The sequence below is a fragment of the Rathayibacter sp. AY1C1 genome (assembly GCF_002932105.1).
Lineage (GTDB): Bacteria > Actinomycetota > Actinomycetes > Actinomycetales > Microbacteriaceae > Rathayibacter.
Genome location: NZ_PSWH01000003.1, coordinates 137,929 through 153,954 on the forward strand (window position 1 = coordinate 137,929; position 16,026 = coordinate 153,954).

Genomic DNA, 16,026 nt, shown 5'->3' on the forward strand with positions numbered 1-16,026 from the left:
AAGGCACCGCGCGGAGAGGCGGGGTGGAGGTCTAGGCCGCCTGAGCGGCGACCGCGGCGACGAGGGCCGGGTCGTCGACGAGGCGCGGGTCGACGAGCCGCAGCAGCGCCTCGAGGGGCCGGGCGGAGCCGAGGGCGCGGTCGAGGGCGGGGCGCTGCGCGTCGGGCAGGCGGTCGCCCTGGAGCAGCAGTGCGATCCAGTCGGCGACGGCACGGAGGGAGGCGGCTCCGCCGTGTCCGCCCGCGCGCTCGGCGAGGAGCACGGGCACGATCCGGATGCGGAGCTTGGCGGTCGCGTCGGCGCCGATCTGCTCGAGCCGGTGCTCGATCCGGGGGTTGCCGAAGCGCTCGAGGAGGGCGGCGCAGTAGGCGTCCGCGTCGAGACCGGCGGGGAGGCCGGCCGCCGCCTCCGCCCAGAACGCCTCGACGGCGCTCCGGCAGGCGGGGTCGGCGATCGCCTCCGCGACGGTGGCGAGGCCCCGCCGGCGGCCGGTGGCGGCGAGGAGCGTGTGCGCGCCGTTGAGGAGTCGCAGCTTGCGCCGCTCGAAGGGCTCGATGTCGTCCACGAAGCGGGCTCCGGCGCGCTCCCAGGCGGGTCGGCCGGCGGGGAACCCGCCGCAGAGGACCCAGTCGCGGAAAGGCTCGGTCACGACGGACGCGGCGTCGCTGATGCCGGTGAGCTCGGCCGCCGCCTCCCGGTCCGCCGCCGTGGTCGCCGGGGTGATCCGGTCGACGGAGGTCGACACGAACGAGACGGTGCGGTCGATCCAGTCGGCGAGCGACGGGTCGAGCCGCTCGGCGAGCAGGAGCAGTCCACGGCGCACGAGAGGGCCGTTGCCGGAGAGGTTGTCGCAGGGGACGACGGCGAGCGGGCCGGAGCCCGCGTCGCGCCGGGCCGCGAGGCCGAGGAGGAGGCGGCCGAGTGCGGTCGCCGGCGCTCCTCCCGATCGGAGGGCGTCGAGGTCGCTCCGGACGGCGGGGCCGTCCAGGTCGGGGCCGCCGTCCGCGGCGAGACGGTACCCGGCCTCCGTGATCGTCAGCGTGACGATCGCCGTCGCCGGAGCCGCGACGAGCTCGACGAGACGCGCGACGTCCGCGCCGTCGACCGCCTCGACGATGCTGCCCACGACCGTCGCCGAGTCGCCCTCCGGTCCGCGCTCGATCAGCGTGAACAGGCCGTCCTGCGCGGCGAGCTCCTCGGCCGCGCGGGGGCTCCGGCCGGTGAATGCGGCGATGCCCCACTCGTGGTCGTCGTCGACGGCGTGCGTGTACCAGGCCTGATGCGCTCGGTGGAAGGCGCCGAGGCCGAGGTGGACGATGCGGACGGGAGCCGCCGGCAGGCCCGTCGATGCGCGATCGAGACCGCCTCCTCCGCCGTGCCCGCTCACAGCTTGAAGACCTTCCGCGGCTGGGAGTCGACGAGGTCCAGGATGACGGCGCTCGCCGTCTCGGAGTCGATCCGCCCCTCGGCGACCAGGCGCGCGAGGAACGCGGCGTCCAGCCTCCGAGCCATGTCGTGACGGGCCGGGATGGAGAGGAACGCGCGGGTGTCGTCGATGAAGCCGGAGCTCCGCGAGAAGCCGGCGGTCTCCGTCACGGCGGCGCGGAAGCGCAGCACCGCGTCGGGCGCGTCGAGGAACCACCACGGCGCTCCGAGGAACACCGACGGGTAGTAGCCGGCGAGGGGAGCGAGCTCGCGCGAGTGGGTGCTCTCGTCGATCCCGAAGAGGACGAGGTGGAAGCCCGGTGCGTTGCCGAGCTCCTGCAGCAGCGGGCGGAGGGGCTCGGCGAACCGGGTCGCGACGGGGATGTCGTGGCCGGTGTCGGGACCGAAGCGCTCGAAGGTCGGCCGATCGTGGTTGCGCAGCACGCCGGCGTGGACGGTCATCACCAGGCCGTCGTCGACGCTCATGCGGGCGGACTGCAGCAGCAGGTGGGCGGCGAGGACGCGGCTGCCCTCGGCGTCGATCGTGCCGGCGCGGGCGCGGGCGAAGAGGGACTGCGCCTCGGCGGGGTCGAGGTCGACGGTCAGCGGCTCCAGCACTCCGTGGTCGGCGGAGACGGCGCCGTGGTCGAGGAAGTGCCGGCGCCGGGCGCGGAGGGCCTCGAGGAATCCGGGGAAGCTGGACTCCTTCGTTCCGGTGGCGGCGGCCAGGGCGGCGACGCGCTCGGGCCAGCCGGGGGCGGAGGGATCGAGGTAGGCGTCGGGGCGGAAGGTCGGCAGCACGCGGCCCGGGAACGCCGGATCCTCCGCCAGAGCCCGATGGACGGCCAGGTCGTCCAGCGGATCGTCGGTCGTCGCCAGCACCTCGATCCCGAACCGCTCGAAGAGCGCCCGCGGGCGGAAGGCGGCGGACGACAGCCGGGCCCCGATCGCCGCGAAGAGGGCGTCGGCGGTGGAGGCGTCGGGCTGCTCGGTGATGCCGAACTGCTCGGCGAGGATCGACTGGAGCCAGTAGCCCGAGGCGGTTCCCGCGAAGATCCGCCAGTGCGCGCAGAACGTGCGCCACACCTCCTCCGGGCCGGCGAGGCGCTCGCCTCCGGGGATGCCGAGATCGCCGAGGTCGATCCCGGCGGAGTGGAGCAGCCGGGTGACGTAGTGGTCGTGCCGGAGGAAGAGCTCGGACGCGTCGGCGAAGGGGCGGTCCTCGAGCAGGAGGCGCGGATCCACGTGCCCGTGCGGGGAGAGGATCGGCAGGTTGGCGACGCTCGCGTGGAGATCGCGGGCGATCGCCCGGGTCGTCGGGTCGATCGGCAGGAGTCGGTCGGGATCGTTCAGCAGCTTCGTCGGCACGGGGCCATCCAAGTATGGGTGCCGAGGAGTGTCAACCGATTGCCAAGACTGTCGCACCGGTTGGCGCGCCGGAGCGCGGACCGGGGTCAGGAGTCGCGGCGGGGTCCCGTCGAGGCGCGCGGGACGAACTCCGTCGGCAGGTCGTCGGCCCGCTCCGGAGCCTCCTCGTCGCCGAGCACCCGGCGGACCGCCCGCTCGCCCATCCGGCCCAGCGGTGCGCTGATGGTCGACAGCGGCGGCGAGGTGAAGTCGCTGCCGAAGATGTCGTCGAAGCCGATGATGCTGAGCTGCTCCGGGATCGCGACGCCCGACTCCTGAGCCGCGCGCATCAGTCCGATGGCGACCAGGTCGTTGTAGGCGATCACCGCGCCGACGCCGGAGGCGGTCACCCTCGCGAGCGCGCTCCTCCCGCCCTCGAGGGTCGAGACGCCCGGCCCGATCTCGACGACCGTCATGCCCCGCTGCGGAGCGCGGTCGAGGAGGAGCTCCCATCGCGCGGCGCTCATCCACGAGTCGGGCGGACCGGCGATGAAGGCGAGGGAGCGGTGGCCGAGGGCCGCGAGGTGGTCGAGCGCGGCGTCGATCCCGGGGGCGAGATCGGGCACGATCCCCGCGACGCCGGGGACCACGCGGTTGAGGACGACGACCGGGATGCGCCCGGCCAGCGCGATGATCTCCTCGTCGCTGAGGCGGGTGCTGACGAGGACGAGCCCGTCGGTGGAGGCGGCGATGCGGTCGGCCGCCTCGGCCTCGCGCTCCCCGGACTCCTGCGACTCGGCGAGGATCATCGTGAAGCCGCGGAGCGACGCCGCCCGCTCCGCTCCGCGCACGGCGGGGAAGAAGGCCGGGTTGGTGATGTCGGCCACCAGCAGCCCGAGGGTCGAGGTGCGGCCCGTCGGCAGCGCGCGCGCCATCGGGTTGAGCCGGTAGCCCAGCTCCTTCGCGGCGGCGCGGATCCGCTGCTCGGTCGCGGCGTTCAGCCGTCCGGGCGTGCTCAGCCCGCGGGAGACGGTGGAGGGGGCGACGCCGGCGAGTCGGGCGACGTCGTAGATCGTCGTCGCGGAGCGGCCGCGGCGTCTCCCGGCGGAGGGGCCGGTGGGCGCGTCTTCGCTGGGCACGATCGCGGTCTTCTCTCGAGGGGCACGGCGGCGGACGGGGCGCCGTCCGCCGCCCATGCTGCCACAGGGCCGAGAAGCCCGCCCGGCCCGTCGCTCGCGTCCGGGTCGCGCCGGATCGGGGAGCCCGCGCTCCGGGAGGCCGCCGTCGCCGGCCGGCCGCCCACCGCTCCGGTCCTGTCCAGCGCGGCTCCGCCCCGTCAGCTCCGCTCCGGGAAGGCCCCCTCCTCGCGGATGCGCTCGTTGAGCGCCGCCAGGAACAGGCCCTCGTCGAGGTCGAGCGGTACCTCGCGTCCCGTCCAGCTCGAGTAGTGGATGGCGTTGGCGAGCCGGACCCCGAGGATCCCCTCCGCCCCGGGTGCGAGCAGCGGCGTGCCGTGCAGGATGCTGTCCGCGAAGTCCTGCAGGACGGCCGTGTGCTGCTCGCCCCAGACCGACGCCGACTCGATCCGCTCCGTCGTGGAGAGGCCCGCGGTGTCGTAGCGACCGCTGAGCAGGAGGCCCACGTCCTCGGCGCTGAGGGCGGCGCTGACCTCGCGCTCGGGGGCTTTCAGCCGGGTGATCGTCGCGACCCGGGAGTCGTCGACGACGATCCGGCCGCGGTCGCCGATGATCTCGAGGCGGTCGGTGCCGATCGGGTCGTGCGTCGTGGTGACCAGCACACCGGTCGTGCCCCCGCCGAAGTCGGCGAGCACCGTCACCTCGTCCTCCACCGCGATGTCGCGGCACCGCCCGTAGCCGGCCTTGGCGACCACCGACTCCGGCACTCCGCACAGCCACTGCCACAGGTCGAGCTGGTGGGGCGCCTGGTTGACCAGGACGCCTCCGCCCTCGCCTCCCCAGGTCGCGCGCCACGCGCTCTGGTCGAAGTAGGCCTGCGGCCGCCACCAGGTCGTGATGATCCAGTTCGAGCGCAGGATCCGGCCGATCCCGCCCTCGTCGACGACCTCCTTGAGCCGGCGGTAGAGCGGGTTCGCCCGCTGGTTGAACATGATCGCGAAGCGCTGACCGGGACGGGCGGCGGCGGCCTCGTTCAGCTCCGCGACCTGCGCGGCGTAGACGCCCGCCGGCTTGTCGACCAGCACGTGCAGCCCGTGCTCGAGAGCGTCGATGCCGATCCCGGGGTGGAGGTAGTGCGGAGTGCAGACGACGACGGCGTCGACCTCCCCGCTCGCGAGGAGGGAGCGGTGGTCGGCGTGGAAGGACGCTCCGGGTGCGAGCGCGGCGGCCGCCGCCTCCCGGGCGGGGTCGACGTCGGCGACGGCGGTGACGACGAGGTCGCGCACTCTGCCGTCGGCGAGGAAGCGGGCGTAGGAGGAGCCCTGGGCGCCGAATCCGATGATGCCGAGGCGGACGGTGGTCATGGGAGGAGTCCTTCGTTCGGGGTGGAGTGGGGGATCCGCGCGGGCGCGCTCGGGGCGTAGGCGGCCTGGACGATCGCGAGCGACCTCGCCGCCTCGCGGGGCGAGATCCAGAAGGGCTCGTCCTCGCCGAGGCGGGCGTAGAAGTCGTGCACGAGCACCTCGTGCGAGGCGCCCCAGTACGAGCGCCCGCCGGATCGGCGCTCCGTGTCCGGGACGACCTCGACGGATCCGTCGTCGCGCCGCACGGTGAGGGCACCGCGCAACGAGACGGTGGCGCGCTCGGTGCGCAGGCGGAGCTCGACCGGCTCGTCCCACGCGTTCGCCACGGTCGCGTAGAGGACGCTGCGCGCGCCGGAGGCGTGGGTGAGCACCAGGTCGGCGGTGTCCTCGACCTCGATCGGAAGCAGGCGCGTGGAGGCGGAGCCGCTCACCGCGACCACCTCGCCGAGGAGCCACTGCAGGAGGTCGACGGTGTGGATCGCCTGGTTCATCAGCATCCCGCCGCCGCCCTCGGCCCGCATCCCGCGCCAGGGGCGGTCGAGGTAGTAGCCGGGAGCGCGGTGCCAGAGCACGGTCGCGGCCGCACCTGTCACGGCACCCAGGGAGCCGGACGCCAGCAGCTCGCGGAGGCGCTGCACGGGCGGGTTGTAGCGGTTCTGGAAGCAGACGCCGATGCGCGCCCCGCCCCGCTCGGCCGCGGCGATCACCTGCTCGCCCTCGGCGACGGAGGAGGCGAGCGGCTTCTCGAGGAGCACCGCGACGCCGCGGTCCAGGGCCGCGACCGCCAGCGCGGCGTGCGTGCTGTGCGGAGTGCAGACGTGCACGACGTCGGGGCGGACGGAGTCGAGCATCCGGACCGCCTCGGGGAAGCCCGGCACCGCGTGCCTCTCGGCGGCCGCGGCGAGCCGGCCCGGGTCGGTGTCGCAGACCGCCACCAGCTCCGCGCCGGGTGCGGTGCCGATCGCCGCGAGGTGGACGGAGGAGATGTCGCCGCAGCCGATCACCGCCGCGCGGACGGTCATCGCAGGTCGATCCCGAGCGAGGAGGCGAGCCCCCGGAAGGCCCGAGCGGCCACTCCGAACGACTCGGGGCCGGAGAATCCGCCGAGGGCGTCCGTGATCGCGAGGTGCGGCTCCAGCGAGGCGACGCCCGTCCAGCCGTCGTCGCGCAGGGCGGTGAGCGTCTCGCGCAGCTGGCCGTCGCCCTCGCCGGCGGGCACCACGGTGCCGGTCGCGGCCACCGCGTCCTTCACCTGCAGGTAGTCGACGTAGGGCCGCAGCGCCGTCCAGCCGTCGTCGAAGGGCCGCACCCCGCACTGCACGAAGTTCGCGTTGTCCCAGGCGAGGCGCAGGGCGGGCGAGCCGACGGACTCGACCAGGTCGAGGATCCGCGCGGGGACGTCGCCGTAGATGTCCTTCTCGTTCTCGTGCAGCAGCACCACGCCCTCGCGCTCGGCGCGATCGGCGAGCCTGCGCATGCGCAGCAGGACGTCGTCGCGGATGCTCTCGACCGGCACTCCCTCGCCCCGGTAGAACGAGAAGACGCGGATGCTCGGTGTGCCGAGGGTGTGCGCGACGTGGATGACGCGGTCGAGGCGCGCGACCTCGAGCTCGGGGTCGAGGGCGACGTCGACCTTGCCGATGGGCGAGGCGACGGCCGAGACGGACTGGCCGCCGCGCTCGAGCACGGCGGCGAGGCGGGCGAGGCGCTCGTCGTCGAGGTCGACGACGTTCCGGCCCCAGGCGCTGCGCACCTCGATGCTGTGCGCGCCGAGCGCTCGGAGGACGGCGACCTGGACGACAGGGTCGGGGTCGATCTCGTCGCCGAAGCCGGAGAGGGTCCAGGGCGCGGGGTTCTCGGATGCGGTCGTCGCGGGTGCGGTGGTCACGGTGCGTGCCTCGTTCTCGTCGTCGGGAACCGGCGGGCAGGAGCGCCGCCGTGCCACGACCATACGCGTATTGGCAACCGATTGACAAGAGCGGAGGCGCGCCTCTACCGTCGGGGGCGTTCCGGGCCGCGGAGACGCCGGCCCCCACCGCGACCGGGAGGACTGCCGTGACCAGGATCGGCGTGCAGGCGATGATGCTGAAGGACGCGTTCGCCTCGGCGGGCGCCTTCGCGACGCTCCGGGAGGTCCGAGCGATCGGCTACCGGTCGGTGGAGATCTCGCAGATCCCGCTGACGGCGGCCACCGTGGCCGAGCTGCAGCGGGCGCGGGACGAGCTCGGCGTCGAGATCGCGGCGATCTCGGCGGGCCTGGCACCGGGGGACTCCCCGGGCGCCGCGCTCGAGGGCGGGCTCGCCGGGATCGTCTCCGACGCCCGCGCGCTCGGCACGCGCACGGTCCGGATCGGCATGCTGCCCGCCTCCGCGGCGGCCTCGCCGGCCGCTCTGCTCGACTTCGCCGACCGCTGCCAGGCCGCCGCGGCGAGGCTCCGCGACGACGGGCTGCGGCTGCTGCTCCACAACCACCACCACGAGTTCGCGCGGCACGGCGGCCGCCTCCTGCTCGACGTCGTCGCCGACCGGGCTCCGCTGCTGGGGCTCGAGCTCGACGTGCACTGGGTGCAGCGGGGCGGGCTCGATCCCGTGACGACGCTGCGCCGGTACGGGGAGCGCGTCGCCCTGGTGCACCTGAAGGACTACCGGGTCGGGCCGCCCGCCGACATGTCCGGCGGGTGGTCCGTGCACGCCTTCACCTCGAACGTGCAGTTCGCCGAGGTGGGGGAGGGAAACCTCGACTTCCCGGGGATCATCGGGACGAGCCTCGCGCTCGGCGTCGACCACCTCCTCGTCGAGCAGGACGAGCGCTACGGGCGGAGCGCGCTCGACTGCCTGCGGACCTCGCACGCGAACCTCGTCGCGATGGGCTTCTCGGACCTGTTCTGAGGAGCGGCCGAGGCTCCTCCCCAGGGATCGGAGCGGCCCGTTCTCCACCGCTCAGGGGCCCGGGTCCCCGCCGCGTCGGGCGCGACGGCATGCTCGACCCGTCGACGGAGGAGGTGGTGGCGGTGGTCGTTCCGGACAGTGTGCTCGGCGTGACGGCGCTCGTCGCGCTGGTGCTGTCCGGGGTGCTCCACGCCTCCGTGCGGGTCTGGGCGGCGGGGTCCCGCTGGACGACCGCACGGTCTCCGCGCGCCTGTTCAGGGCGGTCCTGGTGATCATCGCGCTCGACACGGCGTACCTCGTCGTGGCCGGCGAGGAGCTCTTCGCATCCGGGCGCAGCCCCGGAGAAGAAGCAGCCGGATCCGCCGGGGTCCGCCTCCGCTCCGCGGAGCGGAGGACAATGGAGGGACCCCCAGCGAAGGAGACCACCGTGGATCAGCCGCGCATGAACGTCGAGTCGTTCAACCTCGACCACCGCACCGTCGCAGCGCCGTACGTGCGCCTCGCCGACGCGAAGACGCTGCCCGGAGGCGACCACCTCGTCAAGTACGACGTGCGCTTCACCCAGCCCAACCGCGGGCACCTCGAAATGCCCACCGTGCACTCGCTCGAGCACCTGTTCGCCGAGAAGTCCCGCAACCACTCCGACCGCGTGATCGACTTCTCGCCGATGGGCTGCCAGACCGGCTTCTACCTGCTCCTCTCGGGCGAGCCCGAGCTCTCCGAGGTGCTCGGCCTGGTCGAGGCGACGCTCCAGGACATCACCGAGGCCGACGAGGTCCCGGCCGCCAACGAGACCCAGTGCGGCTGGGGCGCCAACCACTCCCTCGAGGGGGCGCAGGAGGCGGCGCGCACGTTCCTCGCGCACCGCTCGGAGTGGGAGACGGTCACCGCGTGAGCACGGCGATCGTCCTGGTCGCGATGGACGAGGAGGCCGCGCCGTTCCTCGCCGCCGCGTCCAGCGCCTCCGAGCCGCGCGCCGTCGGCAACGCGCTGCAGTGGGAGCTCGAGCTCGACTCCCGCGCGGTGCTGCTCGTCCGCACCGGCATCGGCCTCGTCAACGCGGCCGGCGGTCTCACCGCAGCGATCCTGCAGGAGGGCGGCTCCCGGCCGCTCGTGGTGAGCGCGGGGACCGCCGGCGGCCTGGGCGCCGACGTCCGCGTGGGCGAGGTCGTGATCGGCGCCGAGTACGTGCAGACCGACGCCGATGCGCGGGCGTTCGGCTACGCGCTCGGGCAGGTCCCGGGGATGCCCGCCCGTTACTCCGGGGACGACGCGGCGCTCGCCGCGGAGCTCGAGCTGCTGGAGGGGCCGCCGGTGCGCCGCGGCCTGATCGTCTCGAGCGACGTCTTCGTCTCGAGCGCCCACGTGGACCGCGTGCGGAACGACTTCCCCGGCGCGCTCGCCACCGACATGGAATCCGTCTCCCTCGCGCAGACGGCGCACGTGCACGGGCTGCCGTTCGTCTCGGTCCGCGGGATCTCGGACCTCTGCGCCCCCGGCGAGTTCGAGGCGCACGTCGACGACGCGGCCGATCGCTCCGTCGCCGTGGTGCGGGCGCTGCTGCGCGGGCTCGGCGACCGGGACTGACGGACGGGCGGCCCTCCGCGACAGCGCGGAAGGGCCGCCCGGCGGTCAGTCGTTGCCGACGTGCTGGTCGCCGGCCTCCTGGGCCTTGTCGACCTGGCCGGCGAACTTCCCGCCGGTCGCGGAGTCGGCGGCGTCGCCCGCCTTGTCGAGTCCCTTGTCGGTCAGCTCCTCGCCCTTGTCGCTGTTCACGGCGTTCTTCGCCTTGTCCGCGAGTCCTCCGAGATCCACCATGGGGTCGTTCCTTCCGTCGATGAGCGCCCGTCGAGCAACGGGCCGCCGCCAGTCTCCGCCGCTCGGCGAGGATCTGCGCGGGGTTGCGTCTCACGGCCGCGCCGAGGACGATGCGCCTCCGGCCCGGCCCGTCAGCCCGCTGCGCCGAGCCCCGTCACCGCACCGGCGATCGCCGTCGTCTCCTCGCCGTCCGGCCAGCGCAGCCGCACGCCCGGCTCCGTGACGACGCTCCCCACCGCGGCCGTCGCGGTCCAGGGTGTGCCCATCCTCGACTCCCCCCGCCGGTCGGCGGTGATCATCGCGAAGCCGGGGAAGCAGCCGAGCCAGTCGGCGGTGCCGGCCGCCTCGGGGACGGGGACCGCCGCGAGGTCGATCACCGCTCCTCCTCCGCTGGCCTCGGCGAGCATGCCGACCGTCCCCACCAGCCCGGCCATGCTCACGTCCTTCGCCGCCCTCGGCCGCGCGAGTCCGACGGAGGCGGCCATCGCCCGGAGCTCCTCCGCGCGCCGGGACGACGTCGAGTCCCACTGGGCGCCCGCGAAGCCGGGCCGCCAGCCGCCGCCGAGGTCGGCCGTCAGCGAGAGCTCGTCGCCCGGAGCGGCCGCGCCCGGCACCGGCGCCGCGGTACGGCCGAGACCGGTGACGCTCAGGGCCGCCGGCACTCCGAGCTGGGTGTGCCCGCCGAGCACGGGGACGCCCCAGGCGGCGGAGGCGGCCCGCAGACCGCTCACGATGCGCGCGGCGGCGGCCGCGTCGCGAGCGCCGATCGCGTCCATCAGCCCGATGCCGGTCGCGCCCATCGCGGTGAGGTCGTTGACGTTGACCAGCACCGAGCACCACCCCGCCCACTCCGGGTGGCGCTCCACCATGGACGGGACGATCGCGTCGCAGACGGCGATCAGGTCGCTGCCCGGGACCGGTGCTCCGTCGTCGCCGACGAAGCCGGCCCCACCGAGGCCCCCCTCGGCCGCCAGCGGAGCCAGAAGGGCGCCGAGGGCCGCCTTGGCCGCGGTGGCCGCCCGGTCGAGCCGGTCGACCGGCCAGCGCATCCGGGCGTGCTCGACTCGGGCGACGGTGCTCGTGCCGATCCTCCGCCAGCCGAGCCGCCGGAACAGCACCTCGTTGCGCAGCTGCACCGAGGCCTCGAAGCGGAGCACCCCGCGCGCCTCCGCCTCCGCGCAGGCCGCGCGCACGAGGGCGGCACCGATCCCGGAGCCGCCCCGCGCCTCGCGCGCCACCACCAGGCGGCTGCCGGTCCACCAGCCCAGATCGCGTCCGCCGCCGACAGGCGCGATCCGGACCCCGCCGAGCACCGCGCCGTCCGGAGCCACCGCGACGAGCACCACCGAGCGCGGATCGTCGTCGGCGTCGTCGTGGTCGTCGCCCGCGAACAGCCCCTGCTCGGCGACGAAGACCTCGCGCCGCAGGGCCCGGTGCGCGGCGAGCTCGCGCTCCTCCGCCCGCACCACCGTGAACGCAGGCGCGACCCGAACACCCTCGAGGATCGAGAGCTCCACCATCAGGCGCCGGCCGTCTTCAGGACGCCGCAGGCCCCGCACGCCGCGCAGCCCGCACTCTGCCCGCTGCTCAGCATCCCGGCCTCGATCAGGAGCGCGGCGACCTCGGCGCTGACCCGCTCCAGCAGTGACCCGGCCGGCGGGAGCACGTGGTCGACCTCGGTCGCCAGGGTCCCGCGCAGCGGACGGAAGGGCACCACGAAGGGGTAGACCCCCATCCCGATCAGCTCGCGGGCGCTCGTGACCAGCTCGTCCGGGTCCTCGCCGAGGCCCACCAGGAGGTAGGTCGAGACCTGGTTGCGGCCGAAGATCCGCACTGCCTCGCGCCACGCCCAGCGGTACTCGTCCAGGCTGACCCGCGCCTTGCCCGGGGTCCAGCGCTGCCGCACCGCGTCGTCCATCGACTCCACGTGGATGCCGATCGAGACGGCGCCCGCGTCCTTCAGCGCCTGCAGCGCCGAGACGTCGGAGGGCGGCTCGCACTGCACCTGGATCGGCAGCCCGGGGACCGCCGCGAGCACCGCGCGGACGCAGCGCGCGAGGTGGGCCGCTCCGCGGTCGCGGCCCTTGGAGGTGCCGGTGGTCATCACCATCTGGCGCACGCCGTCGAGGCGGACCGCCGCCTCCGCGACCTCGGCGAGCTGGGCCGGGGTCTTGACCGCGATGGTCGCACCGGCTTCGAGCGAGGCCTCGATCGCGCAGAAGCGGCAGCGCTCCGCCTCGTCATAGCGCATGCAGGTCTGGACGACGGTGGTCGCGAGGATGTCACGGCCGTGCAGCCGGGCGATCTTCTCGTAGGAGACGCCGTCGGCGGTGTCGAGATCGTAGAAGCGCGGGCGGCGGACGGGAGTCACGTCCAGGCCGATGTCGGCGCCCTCGAGCAGGAGGCGGTTCCCGCTCACCACGTAGGGGCTGTCGGGGTTCACCGGGATCGCGGCGCCCAGGCCGCCGAGCATCACGTGCCCGTCGTCGCTCGGGCCGGCGCCGGCCTCGCGGTGCACCGGTGCCTCGACGCGGATGCCCTGCAGGGCGATGTCGACGCGAGTGCGGAGGGCGGAGGGGCCGGTGCGGCGGATCCCGGTCGAGTGCGCCCCGCCCGGGGAGTGCGCCCCGCCGACCGGGTGCGGGCCGGCGGCCGGGTGCGCCGCACCGGTTGCCGGCGGCGAGGACGCGGGGGAGGGACTGCGGAGATCGGTCACGAGGACTCCTTCGTGGCACCGCGGAGCGGGCCGGACGGGCCGCGCACAGCGGCGGCCGGGATGTCGGTGCGGTCGTCTCACCCCCCAGTCAAGGCGCCTCGTGTTTCGCCCTCGTGACGGGAGGAACGCGGTCTCGTTACGGATCCGCCGTCACGGGAGCTTCTTCCGGTGGAAACCACTCCGAAACATCCCGGCCGTTGACTGGACGCGTTCCACTCCGCACCACTGCTCCACCCCGGCGGACGTCGTCCCGCGTCGTCTCAGCGCATCCCGCCGGAGCCATGCACTCGCACGCCGCTTCGGCGGACCGACACCAGGAGGAACCATGTCCGTCTCCCAGGAGATCGAAGACCAGGTCAGCGCCAACATCGAGATGTCGCGCTCCGAGATCGCCCACCCGGCGCTCCCGAAGGGCAGCAACCTCTACGGCTCCACCAAGGTCTTCCCCGACTACCAGGCCGAGCCCGGGGAGTCGTACCTGACCCTCGTGCACGGCATCGCCCACGAGTCCTCGGTCAGCTTCGTCGCAGTGCTCCAGGCCACCCGCGCGGCGCGGAAGGGCTACGAGTCCGCGCTCTACTTCTACGGGCCCGGCACCATCAACGCGATGGCCACCCGCGGCTTCCCGACGGTCGGCGACTCCGGATTCCCCGGCGAGCAGAACCTCAACAACGCCATCGAGACCTTCATCCAGGAGGGGAACCGCGTCTTCGTCTGCCGGTTCGGCATGGCGCTCCACGGCCTCCGCGAGGAGGACCTGATCGAGGGCTGCATCCCCTGCCACCCGCTCGACGTGCAGGACGCGCTCATCCACTACGCCCGCAAGGGCGCGATCATCAACTCCACCTACAACCTGTAGGCGATCGCGATGACCCTCGTCGGATCGGTCGCGGCGAACTTCACCCGCGACCTGGATCAGAACTACGCGCTCATCGCCTCCCTGGCCGAGGAGGCCCGCGAGAGGGGAGTGCGCTTCCTGGTGCTCCCCGAGGCCGCGATCGGCGGCTACCTCTCCTCGCTCGGCAACCACGGCGACACGGTCGCCACCACCCGCCGCTCCCTCCCGCCGGCGGTGCGCCTGGACGGGCCGGAGCTGCGGCGGGTGCAGGAGATCGTCGGCGACCTGGTGGTGGCGATCGGCTTCTGCGAGCTCGACGACGACGGCGAGACCCGCTACAACGCGGCCGCGCTCCTGGACGGCGGGCAGGTCTACGGCAGCTACCGGAAGGTGCACCAGCCGCTGGGCGAGCACCTCTCGTACTCGCCGGGCCCGGGCTACGGCACCTTCGAGACGCCGGTCGGCCGGGTGGGCCTGCAGATCTGCTACGACAAGGCGTTCCCCGAGGCGGCGCGGTCGATGGCGCTGGACGGCGCCGAGATCATCGCCTCGCTCTCGGCGTGGCCGGCCGCTCGGACGGCGACGGCCGAGAACCTGCAGGAGGACCGCTGGACGTACCGGTTCAATCAGTTCGACATCGCCCGCGCCCTCGACAATCAGGTGTTCTGGCTCGCCTCGAACCAGTCGGGGACCTTCGGCTCGCTCCGCTACGTCGGGAACGCGAAGGTCGTCGATCCCGGCGGCAACGTGCTCGCGACGACGCTGCTCGGAGCAGGCATGGCCGTCGCCGACATCGACGTGCGCGGCGCCTTCGAGGCGATGCGCGGCGGGATGTTCCACCTGCGCGACCGGCGGCCCGACGCCTACGACATCGACCGGGTCTGGAACGGAGGACTCGTCCATGCCTGAGATGACCTTCCACGTCCGCTGGCCGGACGGCTCGGAGGAGCGCTGCTACTCGCCGAGCCTGGTCGTGCACGAGTTCCTCGGGACCGGGACCGCCTACTCGCTCGAGGACTTCGTCGCCCGTTCGAGTGAGGCGCTGCGCATCGCGTCGGACCGGGTGCGGGAGCGGTTCGGGTTCGCCTGCACCTCCGCGATGCAGCAGGAGTCCGACATCCTCCGCACGGCGCAGCGCTTCGAGGGCGGCACGGTCAGGGTGCTCGCGATGGAGCCGCCCGCTCCGGCCGGGCAGCGGGTGCGGCCGTGAGCGCCGCTATCGAGCCCGGGCGCCACGTCGAGGTCGCGGTGGTCGGAGGCGGGCAGGCCGGGCTCTCGATCAGCCGGCACCTGGTCGACGACGGCATCGAGCACGTCGTGCTCGAGCGCGCGACCATCGGCCACGACTGGATCGACCGCCGCTGGGACGCCTTCACCCTCGTCACGCCGAACTGGCAGTGCCGCCTCCCCGGGTACCCCTACGACGGGCCGGACCCGGACGGATTCATGACGCGCGACGAGGTGCACGCGTGGGTGCGCCGCTACGCGCAGAGCTTCGACGCCCCCGTGGTCGAGGGCGTGGAGGTGAGCCGGCTCCGCGAGCGCGCCGGGGGAGGTTTCGAGCTGATCACGAGCGCGGGCGCGATCACGGCCGACCAGGTCGTCGTGGCGACCGGCGGCTACCACCGCCCGGTCCTCCCCGCCGTCGCCGCGCGGCTGCCGTCGGACGTGCTGCAGCTCCACTCCGCCGACTACCGCTCGCCGGAGGCGCTCCCGCCCGGCGGCGTGCTCGTCGTCGGCTCCGGGCAGTCGGGCGCGCAGATCGCCGAGGACCTCTTCCTCGCCGGGCGCGAGGTCCACCTCGCCCTCGGCAGCGCGCCGCGGGTGGCGCGCTTCTACCGGGGCCGCGACTGCGTCGCCTGGCTCCAGGACATGGGCGTGTACGACGTGCCCGTCCACGCGCAGGTCGGCGGGCTCACCAAGCGGGAGTCGACCAACCACTACGTGACGGGGCGCGGGGGCGGGCGGGACATCGACCTGCGCGCCTTCGCCCGCGACGGGATGCACCTCTACGGCCGACTGGCCGGGGTGGAGGGGTCCCGGCTGCGCTTCGCCCCCACGGCGGAGGCGTCGCTCGACTACGCGGACTCGGTCGCGGAGTCGATCAAGGACGACATCGACCGCTACATCGCGGCGCACGGCATCGACGCTCCCGAGGAGGACCGCTGCCGTCCGGTCTGGCGGCCGGAGTCCGAGGCGACCGGGCTTGACCTCGCGCGCATCGGCAGCGTCGTCTGGGCGGTCGGGTTCCGCTCCGACTATCGCTGGGTCGAGATCGGCGTGTTCGACGGCGCCGGCCATCCCACCCACCAGCGCGGAGTGACGAGCGTGCCGGGCCTGTCGTTCCTCGGGCTGCCGTGGCTGCACACCTGGGGGTCCGGCCGCTTCGAGGCGATCGCCCGCGATGCGGGGCACCTGGCGGAGGAGGTCCGGCGAGTGCGCGAGGCGGGGCGCTTCGCTCGGGAGCGCGAGCCGGATCTCGCCGGATAGCCT

General features: G+C 74.1%; 16 protein-coding genes. 7 read left to right on the forward strand and 9 right to left on the reverse strand.

Features of this window, described 5'->3' with window-relative positions:
* Nucleotides 1-31 precede the first annotated feature (31 nt).
* The 6 genes from C5C71_RS02740 to C5C71_RS02765 form a co-directional block, all read right to left on the reverse strand.
* Nucleotides 32-1,387 carry a mannitol dehydrogenase family protein gene (locus tag C5C71_RS02740; RefSeq protein ID WP_258068611.1) on the reverse strand — a complete coding sequence of 452 codons (1,356 nt, stop codon included), beginning with the start codon at nucleotides 1,385-1,387 and terminating at the stop codon, nucleotides 32-34.
* Nucleotides 1,384-2,793, reverse strand: a complete 1,410-nt coding sequence (gene uxaC, locus C5C71_RS02745) for a glucuronate isomerase (RefSeq protein ID WP_104337108.1) — start codon at nucleotides 2,791-2,793, stop codon at nucleotides 1,384-1,386. Before uxaC ends, C5C71_RS02740 begins: the two co-directional genes overlap by 4 nt.
* An 86-nt stretch (nucleotides 2,794-2,879) precedes the next feature.
* Nucleotides 2,880-3,911 (reverse strand): LacI family DNA-binding transcriptional regulator, encoded by a 1,032-nt coding sequence (locus C5C71_RS02750; protein WP_181065637.1) that lies wholly within the window; start codon nucleotides 3,909-3,911, stop codon nucleotides 2,880-2,882.
* Between the two features lie 197 nt (nucleotides 3,912-4,108).
* Nucleotides 4,109-5,272, reverse strand: a complete 1,164-nt coding sequence (locus tag C5C71_RS02755) for a Gfo/Idh/MocA family protein (protein ID WP_104337110.1) — start codon at nucleotides 5,270-5,272, stop codon at nucleotides 4,109-4,111.
* Nucleotides 5,269-6,294, reverse strand: coding sequence for a Gfo/Idh/MocA family protein (locus tag C5C71_RS02760; protein ID WP_104309321.1), 1,026 nt, complete (start codon nucleotides 6,292-6,294; stop codon nucleotides 5,269-5,271). The genes C5C71_RS02755 and C5C71_RS02760 overlap by 4 nt, the downstream gene beginning before the upstream one ends.
* Nucleotides 6,291-7,160 carry a sugar phosphate isomerase/epimerase gene (locus C5C71_RS02765; RefSeq protein ID WP_258068616.1) on the reverse strand — a complete coding sequence of 290 codons (870 nt, stop codon included), beginning with the start codon at nucleotides 7,158-7,160 and terminating at the stop codon, nucleotides 6,291-6,293. Before C5C71_RS02765 ends, C5C71_RS02760 begins: the two co-directional genes overlap by 4 nt.
* 167 nt (nucleotides 7,161-7,327) lie before the next feature.
* Here C5C71_RS02765 and C5C71_RS02770 point away from each other — a divergent pair, with 167 nt between their 5' ends.
* From C5C71_RS02770 to mtnN, 3 genes are all read left to right on the forward strand, one after another.
* Nucleotides 7,328-8,161 carry a sugar phosphate isomerase/epimerase gene (locus C5C71_RS02770; RefSeq protein ID WP_258066382.1) on the forward strand — a complete coding sequence of 278 codons (834 nt, stop codon included), beginning with the start codon at nucleotides 7,328-7,330 and terminating at the stop codon, nucleotides 8,159-8,161.
* A gap of 397 nt (nucleotides 8,162-8,558) precedes the next feature.
* Nucleotides 8,559-9,056: an S-ribosylhomocysteine lyase gene (locus C5C71_RS02780; protein WP_308470742.1), complete on the forward strand. Its 498-nt coding sequence runs from the start codon at nucleotides 8,559-8,561 to the stop codon at nucleotides 9,054-9,056.
* Nucleotides 9,053-9,748: a 5'-methylthioadenosine/S-adenosylhomocysteine nucleosidase gene (gene mtnN, locus C5C71_RS02785; protein WP_258065683.1), complete on the forward strand. Its 696-nt coding sequence runs from the start codon at nucleotides 9,053-9,055 to the stop codon at nucleotides 9,746-9,748. Before C5C71_RS02780 ends, mtnN begins: the two co-directional genes overlap by 4 nt.
* A 45-nt stretch (nucleotides 9,749-9,793) precedes the next feature.
* Here the strand turns inward: mtnN and C5C71_RS02790 are convergent, their stop codons facing one another.
* The 3 genes from C5C71_RS02790 to C5C71_RS02800 all read right to left on the reverse strand — a co-directional run bounded on the left by C5C71_RS02790 (nucleotide 9,794) and on the right by C5C71_RS02800 (nucleotide 12,695).
* Entirely contained in the window at nucleotides 9,794-9,979 is a 186-nt protein-coding gene (locus C5C71_RS02790) for an antitoxin (protein WP_104222638.1), read from the reverse strand.
* Between the two features lie 131 nt (nucleotides 9,980-10,110).
* Nucleotides 10,111-11,499, reverse strand: a complete 1,389-nt coding sequence (locus C5C71_RS02795; protein WP_104250269.1) for an MSMEG_0567/sll0787 family protein — start codon at nucleotides 11,497-11,499, stop codon at nucleotides 10,111-10,113.
* Nucleotides 11,499-12,695, reverse strand: coding sequence for an MSMEG_0568 family radical SAM protein (locus C5C71_RS02800; RefSeq protein ID WP_258059779.1), 1,197 nt, complete (start codon nucleotides 12,693-12,695; stop codon nucleotides 11,499-11,501). The genes C5C71_RS02795 and C5C71_RS02800 overlap by 1 nt, the downstream gene beginning before the upstream one ends.
* 325 nt (nucleotides 12,696-13,020) lie before the next feature.
* Here C5C71_RS02800 and C5C71_RS02805 point away from each other — a divergent pair, with 325 nt between their 5' ends.
* The 4 genes from C5C71_RS02805 to C5C71_RS02820 are packed head-to-tail and all read left to right on the forward strand — an operon-like array spanning nucleotide 13,021 to nucleotide 16,023.
* Nucleotides 13,021-13,554, forward strand: a complete 534-nt coding sequence (locus C5C71_RS02805) for an MSMEG_0572/Sll0783 family nitrogen starvation response protein (protein ID WP_104222636.1) — start codon at nucleotides 13,021-13,023, stop codon at nucleotides 13,552-13,554.
* A gap of 9 nt (nucleotides 13,555-13,563) precedes the next feature.
* Complete coding sequence (locus C5C71_RS02810) at nucleotides 13,564-14,442, forward strand: carbon-nitrogen hydrolase family protein (protein WP_104222635.1); 879 nt, start codon at nucleotides 13,564-13,566, stop codon at nucleotides 14,440-14,442.
* Entirely contained in the window at nucleotides 14,435-14,743 is a 309-nt protein-coding gene (locus tag C5C71_RS02815; RefSeq protein ID WP_104222634.1) for an MSMEG_0570 family nitrogen starvation response protein, read from the forward strand. The genes C5C71_RS02810 and C5C71_RS02815 overlap by 8 nt, the downstream gene beginning before the upstream one ends.
* Nucleotides 14,740-16,023, forward strand: coding sequence for an MSMEG_0569 family flavin-dependent oxidoreductase (locus C5C71_RS02820; RefSeq protein WP_219812201.1), 1,284 nt, complete (start codon nucleotides 14,740-14,742; stop codon nucleotides 16,021-16,023). The genes C5C71_RS02815 and C5C71_RS02820 overlap by 4 nt, the downstream gene beginning before the upstream one ends.
* The last annotated feature ends 3 nt before the right edge of the window (nucleotides 16,024-16,026 follow it).